General features: G+C 69.3%; 15 protein-coding genes. 11 read left to right on the forward strand and 4 right to left on the reverse strand.

The window, feature by feature from the left end; all coding sequences use genetic code 11:
• Positions 1-55: 55 nt before the first annotated feature.
• Positions 56-1,222, forward strand: a complete 1,167-nt coding sequence (gene sucC / locus HD600_RS10015; protein ID WP_144795868.1) for an ADP-forming succinate--CoA ligase subunit beta — start codon at positions 56-58, stop codon at positions 1,220-1,222.
• Positions 1,223-1,254: 32 nt separating this feature from the next.
• Complete coding sequence (sucD, locus tag HD600_RS10020) at positions 1,255-2,157, forward strand: succinate--CoA ligase subunit alpha (RefSeq protein WP_144795867.1); 903 nt, start codon at positions 1,255-1,257, stop codon at positions 2,155-2,157.
• A gap of 6 nt (positions 2,158-2,163) precedes the next feature.
• Here the strand turns inward: sucD and HD600_RS10025 are convergent, their stop codons facing one another.
• Both HD600_RS10025 and HD600_RS10030 read right to left on the reverse strand, forming a co-directional pair.
• Complete coding sequence (locus HD600_RS10025) at positions 2,164-3,138, reverse strand: glycerophosphodiester phosphodiesterase (protein ID WP_144795866.1); 975 nt, start codon at positions 3,136-3,138, stop codon at positions 2,164-2,166.
• Between the two features lie 101 nt (positions 3,139-3,239).
• Positions 3,240-4,727 (reverse strand): NCS2 family permease, encoded by a 1,488-nt coding sequence (locus tag HD600_RS10030; protein ID WP_144795865.1) that lies wholly within the window; start codon positions 4,725-4,727, stop codon positions 3,240-3,242.
• Between the two features lie 90 nt (positions 4,728-4,817).
• Between HD600_RS10030 and HD600_RS10035 the strand changes: the two genes are divergently transcribed.
• The 8 genes from HD600_RS10035 (at position 4,818) to HD600_RS10070 (ending at position 15,591) form a co-directional block, all read left to right on the forward strand.
• On the forward strand, positions 4,818-6,215 hold the full coding sequence (locus HD600_RS10035) for a cell division protein PerM (RefSeq protein ID WP_184283402.1): 1,398 nt from the start codon (positions 4,818-4,820) through the stop codon (positions 6,213-6,215).
• Between the two features lie 9 nt (positions 6,216-6,224).
• On the forward strand, positions 6,225-6,806 hold the full coding sequence (purN, locus tag HD600_RS10040) for a phosphoribosylglycinamide formyltransferase (protein ID WP_184283404.1): 582 nt from the start codon (positions 6,225-6,227) through the stop codon (positions 6,804-6,806).
• 45 nt (positions 6,807-6,851) lie between these two features.
• Complete coding sequence (gene purH / locus HD600_RS10045; RefSeq protein ID WP_144795863.1) at positions 6,852-8,459, forward strand: bifunctional phosphoribosylaminoimidazolecarboxamide formyltransferase/IMP cyclohydrolase; 1,608 nt, start codon at positions 6,852-6,854, stop codon at positions 8,457-8,459.
• Positions 8,460-8,629: 170 nt separating this feature from the next.
• Positions 8,630-10,159 carry a DNA-3-methyladenine glycosylase 2 family protein gene (locus HD600_RS10050; protein WP_184283406.1) on the forward strand — a complete coding sequence of 510 codons (1,530 nt, stop codon included), beginning with the start codon at positions 8,630-8,632 and terminating at the stop codon, positions 10,157-10,159.
• Positions 10,156-10,662, forward strand: coding sequence for a methylated-DNA--[protein]-cysteine S-methyltransferase (locus HD600_RS10055; RefSeq protein WP_184283408.1), 507 nt, complete (start codon positions 10,156-10,158; stop codon positions 10,660-10,662). The genes HD600_RS10050 and HD600_RS10055 overlap by 4 nt, the downstream gene beginning before the upstream one ends.
• 291 nt (positions 10,663-10,953) lie before the next feature.
• The gene (locus HD600_RS10060) at positions 10,954-12,915 is read left to right on the forward strand and encodes an ABC transporter ATP-binding protein (RefSeq protein ID WP_184283410.1); all 1,962 of its coding nucleotides are present in this window, start codon (positions 10,954-10,956) and stop codon (positions 12,913-12,915) included.
• Positions 12,912-14,726: an ABC transporter ATP-binding protein gene (locus HD600_RS10065; protein WP_184283412.1), complete on the forward strand. Its 1,815-nt coding sequence runs from the start codon at positions 12,912-12,914 to the stop codon at positions 14,724-14,726. Before HD600_RS10060 ends, HD600_RS10065 begins: the two co-directional genes overlap by 4 nt.
• Positions 14,727-14,760: 34 nt before the next feature.
• Positions 14,761-15,591, forward strand: coding sequence for a hypothetical protein (locus HD600_RS10070; protein WP_184283414.1), 831 nt, complete (start codon positions 14,761-14,763; stop codon positions 15,589-15,591).
• A gap of 3 nt (positions 15,592-15,594) precedes the next feature.
• Here the strand turns inward: HD600_RS10070 and HD600_RS10075 are convergent, their stop codons facing one another.
• Together HD600_RS10075 and HD600_RS10080 are read right to left on the reverse strand one after the other, a co-directional pair.
• On the reverse strand, positions 15,595-17,031 hold the full coding sequence (locus HD600_RS10075; RefSeq protein ID WP_184283416.1) for a GH1 family beta-glucosidase: 1,437 nt from the start codon (positions 17,029-17,031) through the stop codon (positions 15,595-15,597).
• Between the two features lie 178 nt (positions 17,032-17,209).
• Positions 17,210-17,668 carry a GNAT family N-acetyltransferase gene (locus HD600_RS10080; protein ID WP_144795856.1) on the reverse strand — a complete coding sequence of 153 codons (459 nt, stop codon included), beginning with the start codon at positions 17,666-17,668 and terminating at the stop codon, positions 17,210-17,212.
• 119 nt (positions 17,669-17,787) lie between these two features.
• Between HD600_RS10080 and HD600_RS10085 the strand changes: the two genes are divergently transcribed.
• Positions 17,788-20,004 (forward strand): NADP-dependent isocitrate dehydrogenase, encoded by a 2,217-nt coding sequence (locus HD600_RS10085; RefSeq protein ID WP_184283418.1) that lies wholly within the window; start codon positions 17,788-17,790, stop codon positions 20,002-20,004.
• The last annotated feature ends 101 nt before the right edge of the window (positions 20,005-20,105 follow it).

The following is a 20,105-nucleotide window of genomic DNA, read 5'->3' on the forward strand; positions in this document are numbered from 1 at the left end:
TCGATATCTCGACATCGAGAGACTTTCCGGACCGCAGCCCAGTGAAGGAAGCACAGTGGATCTGTACGAGTACCAGGCACGAGACGTTTTCGAGAAGTACGGAGTGCCGGTCCTCGCCGGCATCGTCGCGGACACCCCCGAGGAGGTGAAAGCGGCGGCCGAGAAGCTCGGCGGCGTCGTCGTCGTCAAGGCTCAGGTCAAGACCGGTGGTCGTGGCAAGGCCGGTGGCGTCAAGGTCGCCAAGACGCCCGATGAGGCGTACGAGGCCGCCAAGTCCATCCTCGGCCTCGACATCAAGGGCCACATCGTCAAGCGCGTCATGGTCGCCGCCGGAGCCCGCATCGCCGAGGAGTTCTACTTCTCCGTGCTCCTGGACCGCGCCAACCGTTCGTACCTCTCGCTGTGCAGCGTCGAGGGCGGCATGGAGATCGAGCAGCTCGCCGTCGAGAAGCCCGAAGCCCTCGCCCGCGTCGAGGTCGACCCGCTGACCGGCATCGACAAGACCAAGGCGGTCGAGATCGCCCGCGCGGCGAACTTCCCGGAGGACCTCATCGAGAAGGTCTCCGACGTGTTCGTCAAGCTGTTCGAGGTCTACAAGGGCGAGGACGCCACCCTCGTCGAGGTCAACCCGCTCGTCCGCACCGAAGAGGGCGACATCATCGCGCTCGACGGCAAGGTCACCCTGGACGACAACGCCTCCGAGATCCGCCACCCCGAGCACGAGGCGCTCGAGGACAAGGGTGCCGCAGACCCGCTCGAGGCCAAGGCGAAGGAGTCCGGCCTCAACTACGTCAAGCTCGACGGCCAGGTCGGCATCATCGGAAACGGCGCCGGTCTCGTCATGTCGACGCTCGACGTCGTCGCATACGCCGGTGAGGGCCACGGCGGCGTCAAGCCCGCCAACTTCCTCGACATCGGCGGCGGCGCCTCGGCCGAGGTCATGGCCAACGGCCTCGACGTCATCCTCGGCGACCCGCAGGTCAAGAGCGTGTTCGTGAACGTCTTCGGTGGCATCACGGCGTGCGACGCGGTCGCCAACGGCATCAAGGGTGCTCTCGAGACCCTCGGTGACACGGCCTCGAAGCCGCTCGTCGTGCGACTGGACGGCAACCGCGTGGATGAGGGTCGTGCGATCCTCGCCGAGTACGCCCACCCGCTCGTGACTCTCGCCGCCACCATGGACGAGGGCGCCGACAAGGCCGCCGCGCTGGCGAACGCCTGACTCTTCGATACCTCAGAAAAGGAATAAGAGAAATGTCGATCTTCCTGAACAAGGATTCCAAGGTCATCGTCCAGGGCATCACCGGCGGTGAGGGCACCAAGCACACCGCCCTCATGCTCAAGGCCGGCACCCAGGTCGTGGGCGGCGTCAACGCCCGCAAGGCGGGCACGACCGTCTCGCACACCGACAAGGACGGCAACGCCGTCGAGCTCCCCGTCTTCGGCTCCGTCGAGGAGGCCATGAAGGAGACCGGCGCAGACGTGTCGATCGCCTTCGTCCCCGGTGCCTTCACCAAGTCGGCCATGATCGAGGCGATCGACGCCGAGATCCCGCTGCTTGTGGTCATCACCGAGGGCGTGCCCGTCGGCGACGCCGCCGAGGCATGGGCCTACGCGAAGAGCAAGGGCAACAAGACGCGCATCATCGGCCCGAACTGCCCCGGCATCATCACGCCGGGCGAGTCGCTCGTGGGCATCACCCCCGCGAACATCACCGGCAAGGGCCCGATCGGCCTCGTCTCGAAGTCCGGCACCCTGACCTACCAGATGATGTTCGAGCTGCGCGACCTCGGCTTCTCGACCGCCATCGGCATCGGTGGCGACCCGGTCATCGGGACGACGCACATCGACGCCCTCGAGGCGTTCGAGGCCGACCCGGAGACGAAGGCCATCGTCATGATCGGTGAGATCGGCGGAGACGCCGAGGAGCGCGCGGCCGAGTACATCAAGGCGCACGTCACCAAGCCGGTCGTCGGCTACGTCGCCGGCTTCACCGCTCCTGAGGGCAAGACCATGGGTCACGCCGGTGCGATCGTCTCCGGTTCGGCCGGTACGGCGCAGGCGAAGAAGGAGGCCCTCGAGGCCGCCGGAGTCAAGGTCGGAAAGACCCCGTCCGAGACCGCTGACCTCATGCGCGCGATCGTCGAGTCGCTCTGATCTGAGCTATGCTTGATCTGAAGGCCCCGGGCTCCACCCCGGGGCCTTCTCCTTTGTCCGCACCCATTCCCTGAGGGCATCGGGCCGGTTCGTTATGATGCCATCGACGCCCATGCGGGTGAGCATCTCCCAGTCGTCTTCCGTGTCAGGGGTCCACGCGAGCACGCCGAGGCCCGCGCGGTGCGCCAGCGCGACGCCCCGAGCCGTGACCCGGCGGGCGTTGACGGCATGCGCGCCGATCGAGACGGCCTCCGCGATCGTGGCCGGATCCATCACGTGAGTGAGCAGCCCCACCCTCAGGCCGGGGGCCGTTCGCACGATGTTCGCCGCGGTCTTCTCACTGAAGCTCTGGGCGATCACCGAGCGCCGAAGTCCGTAGGCGGTGAGCAGGTCGACCGTCGTCCGGACCTCCGCTCTGGTCCAGGTGCCCTTGTACTCCACGATCAGGTCGATGTCGCTCCCGGCGACCACATCGAGCACCTCGCGAAGCGTCGGAATCCTCGCTCCGGCGAAATCGTCGGACCACCATGCACCGGCGTCCAGCCCGCGCAGCTGCGCCAGCGTCATCTCGGCCACGACGCCAGAGCCGTCCGTCGTACGATCGACGGTCTCATCATGGATGACGACCGGGACTCCGTCCGCAGACATCCGGATGTCGATCTCGACGTACTCCGCGCCGGAAGAGATCGATGACAGGACGGCGGGCATCGTGTTCTCGGGGGCGACGGAGGAGTGACCGCGGTGTGCGACGACGGCACCGGTCTCGCCGGGGGTGCGGAGGACCGTCAAGGGCCGCAGGATCACGCCCTCCATGGCGGCCAGCGAGGAGACGGGGTGCGTGTCGGTGCGCGCGGGAACCGCGGTCACCGGAGGAACGGCGAGGATTGCGCCGGCCGCGCTCGGAGCGATCCCGAGCACGGCCAGCCATGCGGAGACGACGAGCGAGCCTGCGCCCCACAGACGTCGTCGTCGACACCCCATGGACGCATCTTGGCAGACGATCGCGACGGCGTCGAGGGGCGGATGGCGATATACGACGAGGGGGCGGATGCCGCAGCATCCGCCCCCTCGTCACGACGGGATCAGGCGACGCCGAAAGCCGCCTCGATCGGTCCACGTGCGAAGAAGAGCACGAAGCCGGCGCCGACGATCCACAGCAGCGGGTGGATCGTCTTCGCCTTGCCCGCCAGCGCCTGCACGAGCACCCAGCTGACGAATCCGGCCCCGATGCCGTTGGCGATCGAGTAGGTCAGCGGCATGACGGTGACCGTGAGGAACACGGGCAGGAGGACGCCGAAGTCGGCGAGGTCGATGTACTTGATCTGCGCCATCATCATCGCGCCGACGATCACCAGCGCGGCGGCCGCGATCTCGGTGGGGACGATGGACGTCAGCGGCGTGAGGAACATCGCCAGGAGGAACATCACACCCGTGACGACGTTGGCGAACCCGGTGCGCGCACCTTCTCCGATGCCGGCGCCGGACTCGATGAACACCGTGTTCGACGACGACGAGGTCGCACCACCGGCGATGGCACCCACACCTTCGACGATCAGGGCGGACTTGATCCGGGGGAAGTCACCCTTCTCGTCCGAGAGGTTGGCCTCCTTCGCGAGGCCCGTCATGGTTCCCATGGCGTCGAAGAAGTTCGAGAAGACCAGGGTGAAGACGATCATCACCAGCGCGACGATGCTGACCTTGCTCGCGTCGAAGCCGAAGTCCACGGCGCCGACGAGGCTGAGATCGGGAAGGCTGACGGGCGTGCCGGTCAGGGCGGGGACCGTGAGGCTCCAGCCGCCGGGGTTGAACGACCCGTCGTCGGCGAACTGCGGACCGAGGTGCCAGATCGCCTCGACGATCACGGCGAGCACGGTGCCGGAGACGAGCCCGATCAGCAGGCCGCCCTTGACCTTCCGTGCCACGAGGATGCCCGTGATGATCAGCGTGATGACGAACAGCAGCGACGGCACAGTGGCGACGGACCCGGCGACACCGAGTCCGACGGGCGGCGATGCGTCGCCGGTGGCGGTGACGAAGCCGGAGTTGACGAAGCCGATGAAGGCGATGAACAAGCCGATGCCGACGGTGATGGCGATCTTGAGCTGGAACGGGACGGCGTCGAAGATCATCTTCCGAAGGCCGGTGGCGGCCAGCAGGACGATGACCACACCGTTGATCATCACGAGGGCCATGGCCTCGGGCCAGGTGACCTGGCCGACCACCGAGAAGGCGAGGAACGCGTTGATGCCGAGACCGGCGGCGAACGCGAACGGCAGACGCGTCACGAGCCCGAACAGGATCGTCATCACGCCGGCGGTGAGCGCCGTCGAGGCGCCGACGGCGCTGAAGCTCAGCGTGTTGCCGTCGATGTCGGCGGCGCCCGTGAGGATGATCGGGTTGAGGATGACGATGTACGCCATCGTGACGAACGTGACGATACCGCCACGTACCTCCGCGCCGACGGTCGAGCCGCGCTTGGTGATCTCGAAGAAGCGGTCCAGCGCGTTCTTCGGCGGGGCGGCCTGGTCGGGGGCAGGGGAGCCGGAAGCGGGTGAGGGGGCAGTAGTCATCGGGAAACCTCCTCGGGAACGATACCGTGTCCGCGCCCTCGCGCGCGCCCGCGCGGGCCCGACAGGTTCTCGTCGTAGTCTCGTTGAGACATGCAACGCCTCCTCGTCGCGATCCTCGCCGCGGTCGACGCCGCCATCGCGGCCGCCGTCGGCCTCGCCGTGCTGCTCGCGCCGCTGACCCTGCTGTGGACGCTCGCCTTCGGCGTCTCCGCGGACTGGGGCGGACTGTGGCCGGCCGCGGGGACGCTGTGGCAGTTCGGGCACGGAGTGCCGATCGCCATCGACCTGCCGGATGCCGTCGTCTCGGCCGTCGGGATCGCTCCTGAAGCGGCGTCGTTCACCCTGTCGCTCACGCCGCTGGCGTTCCTCGTCTTCACCCTCCTGTTCGCTGGACGCTCGGGCGCCCGTGCGGCGCGATCCGGGGCATGGCTGCTCGGCGCGGTCGCGGGCATCGCCGCGTTCGCGCTCATCGCCGCGGGCGTCGCGCTGACGGCGCGAGTCGACATCGCGGCCGTGCCACTGTCGACCGCGATCGTGTACCCGGCGCTCGTGTACCTGCTCGGAGTGTTCTCCGGCGCGATCAGCACGGCCTGGCGCCACGGGGACGGCGGGCTCGTCGACCGCCTGCACGATCGCGTCGACACCTGGGGGCGCTGGAGCGCCGTACCCGGCGAGGTCGTCCGCGGCACCGTGGTCGTGGCCGTCGCGCTGACGGGGGTCGCCGGGCTCGCGGTGGCGATCATGGTGCTCGCCCGAGGCGGAGAGGTCGTCGCCCTGTTCGAGACGGCGCGCGTCGATGCGACCGGCGCGGCGGTGATCACCCTCGGGCAACTCGCCTACCTCCCCACCCTGCTGGTCTGGGCGATCGCGTGGATCGCCGGTCCCGGCTTCTCCGTCGGCGCGGGGACGAGCGTCTCGCCCGCCGGAACGCAGCTGGGCGTGGTGCCCGGCGTCCCGATGCTCGGTCTGCTCCCGGAGAACAGCTCCATGTGGATGCTGATCGTCGTCCTCCTCCCCGTCGGGGCGGGTGCGCTCGCCGGATGGATGGTGCATTCGCGTCTGGCCTGGCAGGACGCCGCCGGGCCGGTGGCCCCGCGCGCGGTCATCGCAGGAGCGATCGCCCTGTGCAGCGCGGGCGTCGCCGCCGTCGCATCCGCTCTGGCCTCAGGATCAATCGGGCCGGGGCGCATGTCCGACACGGGGCCGCATGCCGGGTGGGCCGCTCTCGCGGTCGGGATCGAAGTGCTCGTCGGGACGGCGATCATGCTCATCGCCCCACGGCATCGCGACGAACTCGCGGAGGAGCGCACGGACCGCTGGGTCGCTGAGATGGGCGCGTCCCCGACGCTGGACCCCGCCCCGCACCGGCAGGACGCCGCCGCCGACCAGTACGACACCGAGCCCATCGACGACCACGGCCTGTTCGCCACGCAGCCGCTCGAGGAGCCCCGTCCATCCGGGGACGGGAGCACGCCGACGCCCCGCTAGACTGGCCGGGTGCTCACGGTCGCCGTTCTCATCTCTGGCACCGGCTCGAACCTCCGCGCCCTTCTCGAAGCCGCACGCCGCCCTGACTTCCCCGCGCGGATCGTCGTCGTCGGTGCGGACCGTGACGCCGAAGGGCTCGCGCATGCCGCCGAACTCGGCATCCCGAGCTTCACGGTGCCGTTCCGGTCGTTCGCGGATCGCGACGCGTGGGGCGCCGAACTCGGCCGTCGACTCGACGAGTGGGAGCCCGACCTCGTCGTCCTGAGCGGCCTCATGCGTCTGCTGCCCTCGTCTCTGGTCGCCCGGTATGCGCCGAGGATCATCAACACCCACCCCGCCTACCTTCCGGAGTTCCCTGGGGCCCACGGGGTGCGCGACGCGCTGGCCGCCGGCGTCTCGCAGACCGGTGCGAGCGTCATCGTCGTCGACGACGGCGTCGACACCGGCCCGATCCTCGCCCAGGAGCGCATCCCCGTCGAGCCGGGAGACACCGAGGAGACGCTCCACGAGCGCATCAAACCCGTGGAACGGCGCCTGCTCATCGATGTCGTGCGCCGCATCGCCACCGGCGATCTCGCCCTCACCCCCTGACCCGCATCCGTACACCCGCACGCCCACGCAAGAAGGAGCCACTCCATGGCCGGTCCGAGCCACGATTCGTCCCTGTACCGTGATCGCGATGTGGTGCCGATCCGGCGAGCACTCGTCTCGGTGAGCGACAAGACCGATCTGCTGGTGCTCGCGCAGGCGCTCGCCGATGCAGGCGTCGAGATCGTCTCGACCGGGTCGACCGCCGCGACCATCCGCGAGGCCGGCTACGAGGTCACCGACGTCGCCTCCGTCACCGGGGTGGCCGAGATGCTCGATGGCCGCGTGAAGACGCTGCACCCAAGCATCCATGGCGGACTGCTCGCCGACCTGCGCCTCGAGGACCATGAGCGTCAGCTCGCGGAGCTCGGCATCTCGCCCTTCGAGCTCGTGGTCGTCAACCTCTACCCGTTCGTCGAGACCGTCGCCTCCGGCGCGACCGGTGACGACGTCGTCGAGCAGATCGACATCGGCGGCCCCGCCATGGTCCGCGCATCCGCCAAGAACCATGCCAACGTCGCGATCGTCGTCTCGCCCGAGTCGTACCCCGCGATCATCGAGTCCATCCAGGCCGGTGGCACCACGCTCACTCAGCGTCGGGAGCTGGCCGCGCGCGCGTTCGCACACACCTCCGCCTACGACACGGCCGTCGCCGCGTGGTTCGCCGAGGGCACCCTCAGCGACGGGGGCGAGCTGCCGGAGCACCTCACCATCAAGGCCGAGCGGCTCTCGACGCTCCGCTACGGCGAGAACGCCCACCAGCGCGGGGCGATCTACACCCGCGTCGGCGGTCACGGCATCGCCCAGGCCGTGCAGCTGCAGGGCAAGGAGATGTCCTACAACAACTACGTGGATGCGGATGCCGCTCTGCGGGCCGCGTTCGACATGATCCTCCCCGCCGTGGCGATCGTGAAGCACGCGAACCCCTGCGGCATCGCGACCACCGCCCCCAACGCCCTCGACCCCATCGCCAGCGCACACCTGCGCGCCCACGAGTGCGACCCGGTCTCGGCATACGGCGGCGTGATCGCCACCAACGGCACCGTCACGCTGAAGATGGCCGAGAACCTCAAGGACATCTTCACCGAGGTGATCGTCGCTCCGTCGTTCGAGCCGGAGGCGCTGCAGGTGTTCAAGGCGAAGAAGAACCTGCGCGTCCTCCAGCTGCCGGACGACTGGCGTCAGGAGCGGATGGACGTGCGCCTCGTCTCCGGTGGACTGCTGCTGCAGGACGCCGACCGCTTCCCGGATGAGATCGGCACCGTCGCGGAGAACTGGCAGCTCGTCACGGGCGAGCGTCCGGCGGAGGAGGAGATGTCGGACCTCATCTTCGCCTGGAAGGCCTGCCGTGCGGTGAAGTCGAACGCGATCGTGCTCGCCCAGGGCAAGGCCACGGTCGGCATCGGCATGGGCCAGGTCAACCGGGTCGACTCCTGCCGCCTCGCCGTCGAGCGCGCCGGCGATCGCGCCGCAGGATCGATCGCGGCATCCGATGCGTTCTTCCCCTTCGCGGACGGCCCGCAGGTGCTCATCGACGCCGGGATCTCCACGATCATCCAGCCCGGTGGGTCCGTCAGAGACGAGGAGGTCATCGCCGCGGCGAAGGCCGCCGGCGTGACGATGTTCTTCACGGGAGAGCGCCACTTCTTCCACTGAGCGGTCACCGATCGCACGGAGTTCACGCACGAGCGGCCGGGCCCACGTCACACGAGTGGCGGGTGCCCGGCCGTTGCCGTCGCCGCACGCGTGACACCGGGTGCGGCGCGACCCACCGTGATGTCCGATTTCCGCGAGCCTGCGGCATGTGGACGTGTCAGAGTGGAGGCATGGGCTACCAGGGCATGACCTTCGACGAGCGGTACCGCGCGATCGACGCGCGCGACACCCGCTTCGACGGGCAGTTCGTGACCGCTGTGCGCTCCACCGGCATCTACTGCCGGCCGAGCTGCCCCGCTCGCACCCCCAGACCCCAGAACGTCACGTTCTACCCGACGAGCGCCGCGGCCCACGAGGCCGGATATCGGGCCTGCAAGCGCTGTCTGCCCGAGGCCGCACCGGGGTCGCCGGAGTGGAACCTGCGCGGCGATGTCGCCGCGAGAGCGATGCGCCTCATCGCCGCGGGGGTCGTCGAGCGCGAGGGGGTGCCTGGCCTCTCCGCGCGCCTCGGATACTCCACCCGTCATCTGACCCGGCTGCTCACGGCCGAACTGGGTGCAGGGCCGCTCGCGCTGGCCCGTGCCCACCGCGCGCACAACGCGAGGATGCTCCTGGTCGGCACCGATCTGCCCGTGGCGGAGATCGCGTTCTCCGCCGGGTTCGCCAGCATCCGGCAGTGCAACGACACGATCCGTGAGGTGTTCGGCCTTTCGCCCAGCGAACTGCGCTCCCGCCGCCGGACCGGCGCCGCCTCCACCGGCGGGGCGATCGATCTGCTCCTCCCGCACCGCGGGCCGATCGACACGACGGGGATCTTCGACTGGATGGCGGCGCGCGCGCTGCCGGGGGTCGAGGAATCGTCCCCCAGCGCCTTCGCGCGTCACCTGCGCATGGCGGGTGGGCCCGCGTGGTTCCAGGTCCGACAGGATGAGGCCGGAGCGCTCCGACTCCGCGCACGGGTGACGCATCTCGGCGATCTCGCACCACTGATCGCCACGGCCAGGCGGCTGTTCGACCTGGATGCCGACCCCGCCGCGATCGATGCCGCGCTCTCCGCGCAGCCGGCTCTCGCCCCCCTCGTCGCGAGGACGCCTGGTATCCGCGTCCCGGGCACCGCGGATCCGCACGAGATGCTGATCCGCGCGATGGTGGGTCAGCAGATCACGGTCGTCGCCGCTCGCACCGCGCTCACCGCGCTCGCGCACCACCTGGGGGAACCGGTCGAGGACGCCGCCCAGACCGACGATCCGGATGCCCCGTTGCCGCGCCTGTTCCCGACGATGGCGGCGATCGCCGACCGCGGTGCAGAAGTGCTCCGCGGCCCAGCGGCGCGCATCCGCGCCGTCACCGGCGCCGCCGCGGCCCTCGCGGACGGTTCGCTTCCGCTCACGGTGGGAGACGACGGGGAGCAGCAGCGCGCCGCACTGCTCGCGATGCCGGGAATCGGTCCGTGGACGGCCGATTACGTCCGCATGCGGGTGCTCGGGGACCCCGATGTCTTCCTGCCCGGCGACGTGGCGGTGCGAACAGGGGCGGCGGCGTCCGGACTCCCAGCCGAACCGCGCACGCTGACCGAATGGTCGACGCGCACCGCGCCGTGGCGCAGCTACCTGACCGCCCATCTCTGGCGCGCCGTGCCACCGCGCGTCCCACGAACACCTGCGCGGCGTGCCGCGCGACGACCCGAGGAGGCCTCATGACCGCGCTCATCCAGACCGTCGACACTCCGGACGGCCCCTTCACCCTGCTCGTGGACGACGAACAGCGCGTGCTGTCATCCGGGTGGACATCCGATCGTGACGAGATCCTCGGTCGGCTTCCCGCCGCCGCTCGCCCCGCCGGGATCCGTGAGGGACGCGCGGATGCCGCATCCGCCGTCCGCGACTACTACGCAGGAGACGTCGCCGCGATCGACACCGTGCGGGTCCGGCAGATCGGCACACCGCTGCAGCGGACCGGCTGGGCCGCCCTGCGTCGCATCGTGCCGGGGCAGCCTCTCACCTACACCTCGTTCGCCGCGGAGCTCGGCAGCCCCCGTGCGGTCCGCGCTGCGGCATCCATCTGCGCCCGCAACGCACCGGCACTCTTCGTCCCCTGTCACCGGGTGCTGCGCAGCGACGGCACGCTGGGCGGCTTCGCCTGGGGACTCGACGTCAAGGCGAGTCTGCTCGCTCGCGAGCGGGCCACAGGCGTCCTCCGATGAGTCGTCGTCGATCCCCGGGCGACCCGGAGACGGACATCTGGGAATTCCTGTTGCACCCAGCGGGTTCACAGGAATAGTCTGGAGGGCTGTCGCGCCGACCGGTGTGACGCTTCGGGCCTGAGGAGGACACCATGATTTCGATCACTGTCACGCAGATCACCGCTCCCGGCCAGGCCCCGGAGTACCTGCGCGGCTGACACCGCCCGGCACCACCATCACACCGGGTTCCGCGTCGCACCGCCGAGCCCGCCGCACATCTTCCGCGTCCGCATCGCAACTCGTCTGAGAGTCATGTCTTCCTCGTCGTCCTCGTCAACGCCGTCGTCCGCACTGTCCACCCCCGCCGCCCTCTGGCGCCTAGCCCCCTTCGTCCGGCCCGTCGTCTGGCGGTTCGTCGGAGGTGCCGCGAGCGCGCTCGTCGCGGCCGTCATCGCCCTGATGATCCCGATCGTCCTCGAACAGATCGTGCAGGGCCCGATCCAGGACGGCGCGACGCAGTCCGGTGCCGTCGGCCTCATCATCCTCGGAGCGCTCGTCGTGCTCGCGCTCGGACTCGGCGAGGCGCTCATGGTGTGGCTGCGCCGGTGGTTCATCCTCAAGCCGTCCACCGAGATCGAGTACCGGATGCGGACGCAGCTGTACGCCCGGTTGCAGACGCTCCCGGTCGCCTTCCACGACCGCTGGCAGTCCGGGCAGCTGTTGAGCCGGATGATGCAGGACATCGGCCTCATCCGGCGCTGGCTCGCCTTCGGTCTCATCCTGCTGGTGGTCAACCTCCTGACGATCATCATCGGCACGGTGCTGCTGTTCCGTTGGCACTGGCTGCTGGGCACCATCTTCATCCTCACGGCCATCCCGCTGTGGGTCACCGGGTACCGCTTCGAGAAGCGCTACGGGCGTCTCGCCCGACAGAGCCAGGACCAGGCCGGCGACCTCGCCACGAGCGTCGAGGAGAGCGTGCACGGCATCCGCGTGCTGAAGGCCTTCGGCCGCGGAAAGCACGCGCTGCGGCGCTTCAGTTCGCAGGCCGAGAACCTGCGTGAGACCGAGCTCAGCAAGGCCCGCGCGGTCGGGACCATCTGGTTCTGGCTCGACCTCATGCCGCAGATCGCGTTCGGTCTCAGCCTTATGACGGGCATCTGGCTGATCTCGCAGGGCGCCATCGCGCTGCCGGAGCTGTTCGCGTTCTTCGCGATGGCCACGGTGCTGCGGTGGCCGATCGAGTCGATCGGGTTCCTCTTCTCGTTCATGCTGGACGCGCGCACGGCGACGGACCGCGTGTTCGACATCTTCTCCGAGACGAATTCGATCACCGACCCGGAGCAGCCGGTCCGGATCGCGGAGCCCCGCGGCGAGCTCGCCTTCGAGGGCGCGCACTTCCGGTACCAGGATGCCGGTGCCGCGGAGCGCGACCTGCTGGACGGGATCGACCTCGTGCTGCGCCCTGGCGAGACCATGGCGCTGGTCGGACTGACCGGGAGTGGGAAGACGACGCTCACAACGCTGCCCGCACGCCTGTACGACGTCACCGGCGGTCGCGTCACGCTCGACGGCGTCGACGTTCGCGACCTGTCGCTCGAGGAGCTGCGACGCCACATCGCGATGGCCTTCGAGGATGCGACGCTGTTCTCGGCCTCCGTGCGGGAGAACGTCCTGCTCGGTCGGGCTGAACTCGACGTCCACAGCGACGAGGCCGAGCGCGTCCTGCGCGAGGCGCTCGATGTCGCGCAGGCCGGTTTCGTCGACACGCTGCCCGACGGCGTGGAGACCGTCATCGGCGAGGAGGGTCTGAGCCTGTCCGGCGGACAGCGTCAGCGCCTCGCTCTCGCCCGCGCCGTGGCGGCCAAGCCGAGGGTCCTCGTCCTCGACGACCCCCTGTCTGCCCTCGACGTCGACACCGAGGCCCTCGTGGAGGAGGCTCTCCGCCACGTCCTCGCCGACACCACGGCGATGATCGTCGCCCACCGCCCGTCCACCGTCGCCCTGGCCGACCGGGTGGCGTTGCTGGAGCGGGGGAGGATCACCGCGGTTGGTACGCACTCCGAACTGCTCCGCACGAGCGCGCACTACCGCCATGTCATCTCGAGCCTCGAGGCCGAGGAGGCCGCCCGCACCGGCGCGATCCCGATCATCACCGATGACGACCTCGCGGCGGCAGAAGAAGCGGCGGGTGTGGCGGCATCCGCGCCACCGCACGCCGCAGAATCCCACGACACCGATACGCACGACATCGAGAAGGAGGTGCAGTCATGAGCACGACCGTCGCTGGAACCCAGGGCGAGGACCGCTCCAACTACACCCGCGAGGAGAGCCGCGCGATCCGCCGGCGCTCGCTGCGGCTGCTCGGGTCGCTCGTCTCTCCGTTGAAGGCGCAGATCGTCCTGGCCGCCGTCGTCCTCGTCATCTCGACGGCGCTGCAGGTGGCAGGGCCCATCCTCATCAGCATCGGTCTGGACAGGGCGCTGCCCGCCGTCCTCGACGGCGCCGACTGGATGCCGACCTTCGTCATCGGGATCGTGTACCTGCTGGCCGGAGCGGCAGCGGCCGCGCTGATCGGCTGGTACGTCGTCGTGGCCGCCCGCATCACCCAGGCCGTGCTCATCGACCTGCGCAAGCGCATCTTCCTGCACACGCAGCGCCTGAGCCTGGAGTTCCACGAGACGTACACGTCCGGCCGCATCATCTCGCGCCAGACGAGCGATCTGGACTCGATCAGGGAGCTGCTCGACGGGGGCCTCAACAACCTCGTCTCCGGTGTGCTCTTCGGTGCGTTCACGTTCATCGCGTTGATGGTGTGGGACTGGCAGTCCGGGGTGATCCTGCTTCTTGCCGGCGTCCCGCTGTTCCTGCTGATGCGCTGGTTCTACTCGCGCTCGCAGATCGTCTTCCGCGAGTCGCGCGTGATCAGCGCGCGCGTCATCGTGCAGTTCGTCGAGACCATGACCGGCATCCGCGCGGTCAAGGCGTTCCGCAAGGAGCCGCGCAACGACGCGACCTTCCAGAAGGTCGCCGGCGAGTACCGCGACGTCAACCGCCGGTCCATGCTGCTGTTCGGCACCTTCGAGCCCGGGCTGATGTCCGTGGCCGCACTGACCCTCGGCCTCGTCGTGCTGTGGGGTGGCATCCGCGTCGCCGACGGCGCACTGACCGTCGGTGTCCTCCTGTCCGCCGTGCTGTACGTGCGCAACTTCTTCGCGCCGATGCAGGAGATCGCGATGTTCCTCAACTCCTACCAGTCGGCCACGGCCGCGCTGGAGAAGGTGTCTGGTGTGCTCGAGGAGCAGCCGACAGTGCCCGACCCGGAGAAGCCGGTCGACCTGTGGGAGTCCCGCGGTCACGTGCGCTTCGACGAGGTGACCTTCGGGTACTCGGGGGAGAAGACGATCCTGCCGAACTTCTCGCTCGACATCCGCGCCGGGCAGACGATCGCTCTGGTCGGGACGACGGGGGCGGGCAAGTCCACGCTCGCCAAGCTCATCTCGCGCTTCTACGACCCCTCCGACGGCCGCGTCACGCTCGACGGGGTGGATCTGCGGTCGCTGCATCCGAAGGACCTGCGCCGGGCGATCGTCATGGTCACCCAGGAGGCGTACCTGTTCAGCGGGACGGTCGCCGACAACATCGCGCTGGGTAAGCCCGACGCCACGCTCGACGAGATCCGTGCGGCGGCGCGCGCGGTGGGCGCCGACGAGTTCATCTCGGCACTGCCCGACGGGTACAACTCCGACGTGAACAAGCGCGGAGGACGCGTGTCTGCGGGGCAGCGTCAGCTGATCTCGTTCGCGCGCGCGTTCCTCGCCGACCCCGCCGTGCTGATCCTCGACGAGGCGACCGCCTCGCTGGACATCCCGTCGGAGCGCCTCATCCAGGACGCGCTGCAGACGCTGCTCGCCGACCGGACGGCGATCATCATCGCGCACCGCCTGTCGACGGTCGCGATCGCCGACAGGGTGCTCGTGATGGAGCACGGGAGGATCATCGAGGACGACACCCCCGCCGCGCTCATCAGCGGGACGGGCAAGTTCGCGCAGCTGCACGCCGCATGGCAGGAGACGCTCGTCTGACGCTGCGCCGCAGACGAGTGACTACGATCGAACCGTGGATCCGTTCTGGATGCTGGCCGCCGAGTGGTGGTGGGTCGCACCGACCGCTGTCGGTGCGGGAGCCGTCACGGCGGTCGGCGTGCGCCGCGGACAGCGCCGCAGCGGCCGGCGGCTCGCCCTCGACGCCGCCCGCGACGACCTCCGCACCGCGCAGCGGGAGGTTGCCGAACGGCGCCGCGCGGTGAAGATCGCGCGGGCGGAGCTGGCCAGACTCATGGCCGAGCGTGTGGCATCCAGGGCATCCGCCGCCGAGGTCGCCAGCGCCCGCCGCGCGGTCAAGCAGGCGGAGTACGACGCGAAGGCCGCGGCCGCCGACGTGCGCGCACGTCGGGCGAGAGTGGGGGTGGCGCAGGCGGAGCTCCCCGCGGCATCCCGCCCCGACCGCTACCCGCTCGCGCGGCTGCGCAGCGCGCACGACGCGGTGACGGCGCGCTGGATGGAGTACGAGACGGACCCGGCGAAGCTCATCGCGTATCCCGTCATGAGCAACGGCAAGGACCCGGCCATGGCGGCGTTCCTCACCGCCGCACGTCGAGCACGCGACCTGCGTCCCGCATCGGACGCCGGCGTGACGCCGGAGGAGTATTCCGCCTACCGCGACGCCGTCGCCGACCTCGAGCGGGCGTTCGACGTCGCCGAGCACACCGCCAAGGCGCGCGCGGCCGGTCGCAACCCCGACGCCGGGGTGGCGTGGCAGGACAGTGCGCAGGAGATGCTCACCCGATCCGCAGAGGCACTCGACAAGGCCGCGGGCGCCGCGGCCTCAGTGATCGCCGCCTGGGCGGCTCGACGCAAGCCGGACAAGGGCGAGCCGGGCGAGCGCTGACTCTCAGGCGGGGAGGGTGCGGGTGCGGACGAGTTCCCGGTACCAGTGCCCCGAGTCCTTGACGGTCCGCTCGAGGGTGTCGAAGTCGACGCGGACGATGCCGAACCGCTTGGCGTATCCGTAGCCCCACTCGAAGTTGTCCAGCAACGACCACACGAAGTAGCCGCGCAGGTCGACGCCGCGCTCCATCGCCCTGTGCGCCGCGGTGAAGTGGCGCCGCAGGTAGTCCGTGCGTTCCGGGTCCGGAACCGAACCGTCCTCGGCCACCTCGTCCTCGAAGGCGGCCCCGTTCTCGGTCACCATCAGCGGCTGCTCGGGGAACTGCTCCGACAGCGACACGAGAAGCTCCTCGAGACCCTCCGGGGCGATGTTCCAGCCCATGGCCGTGTACGGGCCGGGCTGCTCGACGAACTCGACGAGGCGGTCGCTGCCCGGCCACGCCGTGCCGGCGGACGTGCCCTTGTGTCCGTCGTTCTGCTGCTTCTCGGAGACGCCGTCCCAGAGGCGGACGGTCGCGGTGGAGTAGTAGTTGACGCCGAGGACGTCGAGCGGCTGGTTGATGGTGGCGAGGTCGCCGTCCTGGACGAAGCTCCAATCGGTCACCTCGGCCGTGTCCGCGAGCAGATCAGCGGGGTACTCACCGCGGAGCATCGGGTGGGTGAAGGCGCGGTTCGCCAGCGCGTCGATGCGCCGCATGGCCTCGTCCGCGCCGTCGCCCTGTCCGCGCAGGACGTGGAAGTTCAGCGTGACCGAGTACTCGGGGTCGCCGGTGCACGTGGCGCGGAGGGCCTGGATGCCGCGGCCGTGCGCGAGGTTGAGATGGTGCACGGCGGAGAGGGCGGATGCCGGTTCCGTTCGGCCCGGAGCGTGCCCGCCCTGGCCGTAGCCCAGGTACGCCGAGCACCACGGTTCGTTGAGCGAGGTCCAGGTGTGGACGCGGTCGCCCAGGGCGGTTCCCATGATCTCCGCATAGCGCTCGAACGCATCCGTGGTGGCACGCGAGGTCCATCCACCGGCATCCTCGAGGTACTGCGGAAGGTCCCAGTGGTAGAGGGTCGCCACGGGGCGGATACCGCGTTCGAGCAGGCCGTCGACGAGACGGGAGTAGAAGTCGAGGCCGGCCTGATTGACGGTGCCGTCGGCGGTCGGCTGGATCCGGGGCCACGCGATGGAGAAGCGGTACGCTCCGAGGCCGAGATCCTTCATCAGATCGAGGTCGTCGTCGACGCGGTGGTAGTGGTCGCAGGCCACATCCCCCGTGTCACCGTTCCAGACCTTGCCCGGTGTCTTGCTGAAGGTGTCCCAGATGGAGGGAGTGCGGCCGTCTTCTGCTGCGGCGCCCTCGATCTGATACGAGGCAGTCGCAGAGCCGAATGTGAACGACGGCGGGAAGACGAGCCCGGAGTCGCGGTAGTCGGCGTTGCCGGTGGGGCGGTTCATGCGGGCGGAGCTCCTTGAGTCGGCGTCAGCGTCGGCGCGAATCGTCGAAACGCTTCGACCTTATGCTAGAGGTCGGGAAAGGCGCACCGCAAGGGCTGACGCGGGGGCACTGGACCGGCGTCGGCTGAAGGCGACGGAGCCTCGGTGGGGGAGGGGATCCGAGACCCCGCCGCCGGTACTAGGGGGCGACCTGGATCGAGGCGATGACCTCGCCGTACTCCGTCTCGCCGACCTGAGTGAAGCCCACGCGCTCGAAGAACGCGGCAGGACCGGCGTCGCCGGCCTCGTAGATCACGTCGACGTGGTTCATCCCGCGCGAGCGGGCTTCGTCGACGAGCGCCTCGACGGCGAATCGGCCGATGCCGCGCCCCTGATCATCGGCGTCCACGTTGATGCGCCAGAGCACAGAGCGGAAGTGCTCCTCCGGCGCATCCGGATCGAAGTTCGCGCTGACGAATCCCACGACCTCGTCGCCGTCGAGGATCACCCGCTGCCAGGAGGTCTTGGGGTTGATCACGGTGGCGGCGATCCCGTAGGAGACCGGCGCGAGGTACTGCTCCTGCCCCGGCTTCAGGGACAGGTTGTTGACCGCGACGATCGTCGCGGCGGACAGTTCGACCACGCGCAGTTCAGTCATATGCCCAGGGTAACCTCTCGCGCGCCCGACCGCGCCGAAGATATCGGGGAAACGTGGACAAGGGCACTCAGGTATCTTGGTATCGAGACAAATTTGACTCGTGAACGGAGAATCTCCCGGTGACCGACGACGCCATCATCTACACGTACACGGACGAGGCACCGGCTCTCGCCACCGCATCGCTCCTCCCGATCGTCCAGGCCTACGCCGGCAAGGCGGGCATCGACATCGAGACGCGTGACATCTCGCTCGCTGGGCGCATCCTCGCCGCCTTCCCGCAGCGCCTCACCGCCGAGCAGGGCGTCTCGGACGCACTCGCGGAGCTCGGAGGGCTCGCCACGCTGCCCGAGGCGAACATCATCAAGCTCCCCAACATCTCGGCATCCATTCCGCAGCTGAAGGCCGCGATCGCCGAGCTGCAGAGCCAGGGATACGACATCCCCGACTTCCCCGACGAGCCCGCATCGCTCGACGAGAAGGACATCCGCGCCCGCTACGACCGCATCAAGGGGTCCGCGGTGAACCCGGTGCTGCGCGAAGGCAACAGCGACCGCCGTGCGCCGTTGGCCGTGAAGAACTACGCCAAGAAGCACCCGCACACGAACAAGCCCTTCGCCGAAGGGTCGAAGACGCGCGTGGCCACCATGGGGCACGACGACTTCAAGCACAACGAGAAGAGCTGGATCGCGGCGCATGACGACGTCCTGACGATCCGCCACATCGCCGAGGACGGCACCGTCACCGTCCTCAAGGACAACCTCAAGGTGCTGCCGCGCGAGATCGTGGATGCCACGTTCCTCTCCGCATCCGCCCTCGACGCCTTCCTCGCCGAGACCCTCGAGACGGCCAAGCAGGACGACGTCCTCTACTCGGTGCATCTCAAGGCGACGATGATGAAGGTCTCCGACCCGATCATCTTCGGTCACGTCGTCAAGGCATTCTTCGCCGACGTCTTCTCGCGCTTCGGAGACCAGCTCGCCGCCGCGGGCCTCAGCGCGAACGACGGCCTCGGCTCGATCCTCTCCGGCGTCGCGAAGCTCGACGGCGGCGAGGAGATCGCCGCCGAGTTCGCCAAGGCGCTCGAGACCGGACCCCGCGTGTCGTACGTCAACTCCGACAAGGGCATCACGAACCTGCACGTCCCCTCCGACGTCATCGTCGACGCCTCGATGCCGGCGCTCGTCCGCAACGGCGGCAAGCTGTGGGGCGCGGACGGCGGCGAGGACGACACGCTCGCGGTCATCCCCGACTCGTCGTACGCCGGCGTCTACCAGGCCGTGATCGATGACGTCATCGCCAACGGCCCGCTCAACCCCGCCACGATCGGCACGGTGCCCAACGTCGGCCTCATGGCGCAGGCGGCCGAGGAGTACGGCAGCCACGACAAGACCTTCGAGATCCCGTCCGCCGGACGGGTCGAGATCGTCGACGGAGACGACAACGTCGTCATCGAGCACCGCGTCGGCGCCGGTGACATCTGGCGTGCGACGCAGACCAAGCACATCCCCGTGATGGACTGGGTCAAGCTCGCGGTCACCCGGGCGCAGGCGACCGGCGCTCCCGCCGTGTTCTGGCTCGACCTCAACCGTGCGCACGACGCGCAGCTCATCGCGAAGGTGCACCAGGCGCTGGCCACCCTCGACACCGATGGGGCGCAGATCTCGATCCTCGCTCCCGAGGAGGCCACCCGCTACACGCTGGCGCGCATGCGTCACGGGCTCGACACGATCTCCGTCACCGGCAACGTGCTGCGCGACTACCTCACCGACCTGTTCCCGATCCTCGAGGTCGGCACGTCGGCGAAGATGCTGAGCATCGTCCCGCTGCTCGCCGGCGGTGGGCTGTTCGAGACGGGCGCCGGTGGCTCTGCGCCCAAGCACGTTCAGCAGCTGGTCGAGGAGAACTACCTGCGCTGGGACTCGCTCGGCGAGTTCTTCGCCCTCGCCGCGTCTCTCGAGCACTTCGCGGACCGCACCGGGAACGAGAAGGCCCGCGTCCTCGCGCAGACCCTGGATGCCGCGACGGGAACGTTCCTCGAGGAGGACCGTTCGCCCGGCCGCAAGCTCGGGACCATCGACAACCGCGGCAGCCACTTCTACCTCGGCCTGTACTGGGCCAAGGAGCTGGCCGCGCAGACGACCGATGCGGACCTCGCCGCCGCCTTCGCCCCAGTGGCCGAGGCGCTCACCGCCAAGGAGCAGGAGATCGTCTCCGAGCTCAACGGCGCACAGGGCACGTCCGTCGACATCGGCGGCTACTACCGCCCTGATGTCGAGAAGGTCGAGAAGGTCATGCGCCCGTCGCAGACGCTGAACGGGATCATCGACACGATCTGACGATCGTCATGAAGAAGGCCGGATGCGAATGCATCCGGCCTTCTTCATGACCGTGTCATCTCAGAACGGTCGTGCGCGTGCTCAGCAGGGCACGCGCGCAG

The sequence above is a fragment of the Microbacterium ginsengiterrae genome (genome assembly GCF_014205075.1).
In the GTDB taxonomy this organism is placed as follows: domain Bacteria; phylum Actinomycetota; class Actinomycetes; order Actinomycetales; family Microbacteriaceae; genus Microbacterium; species Microbacterium ginsengiterrae.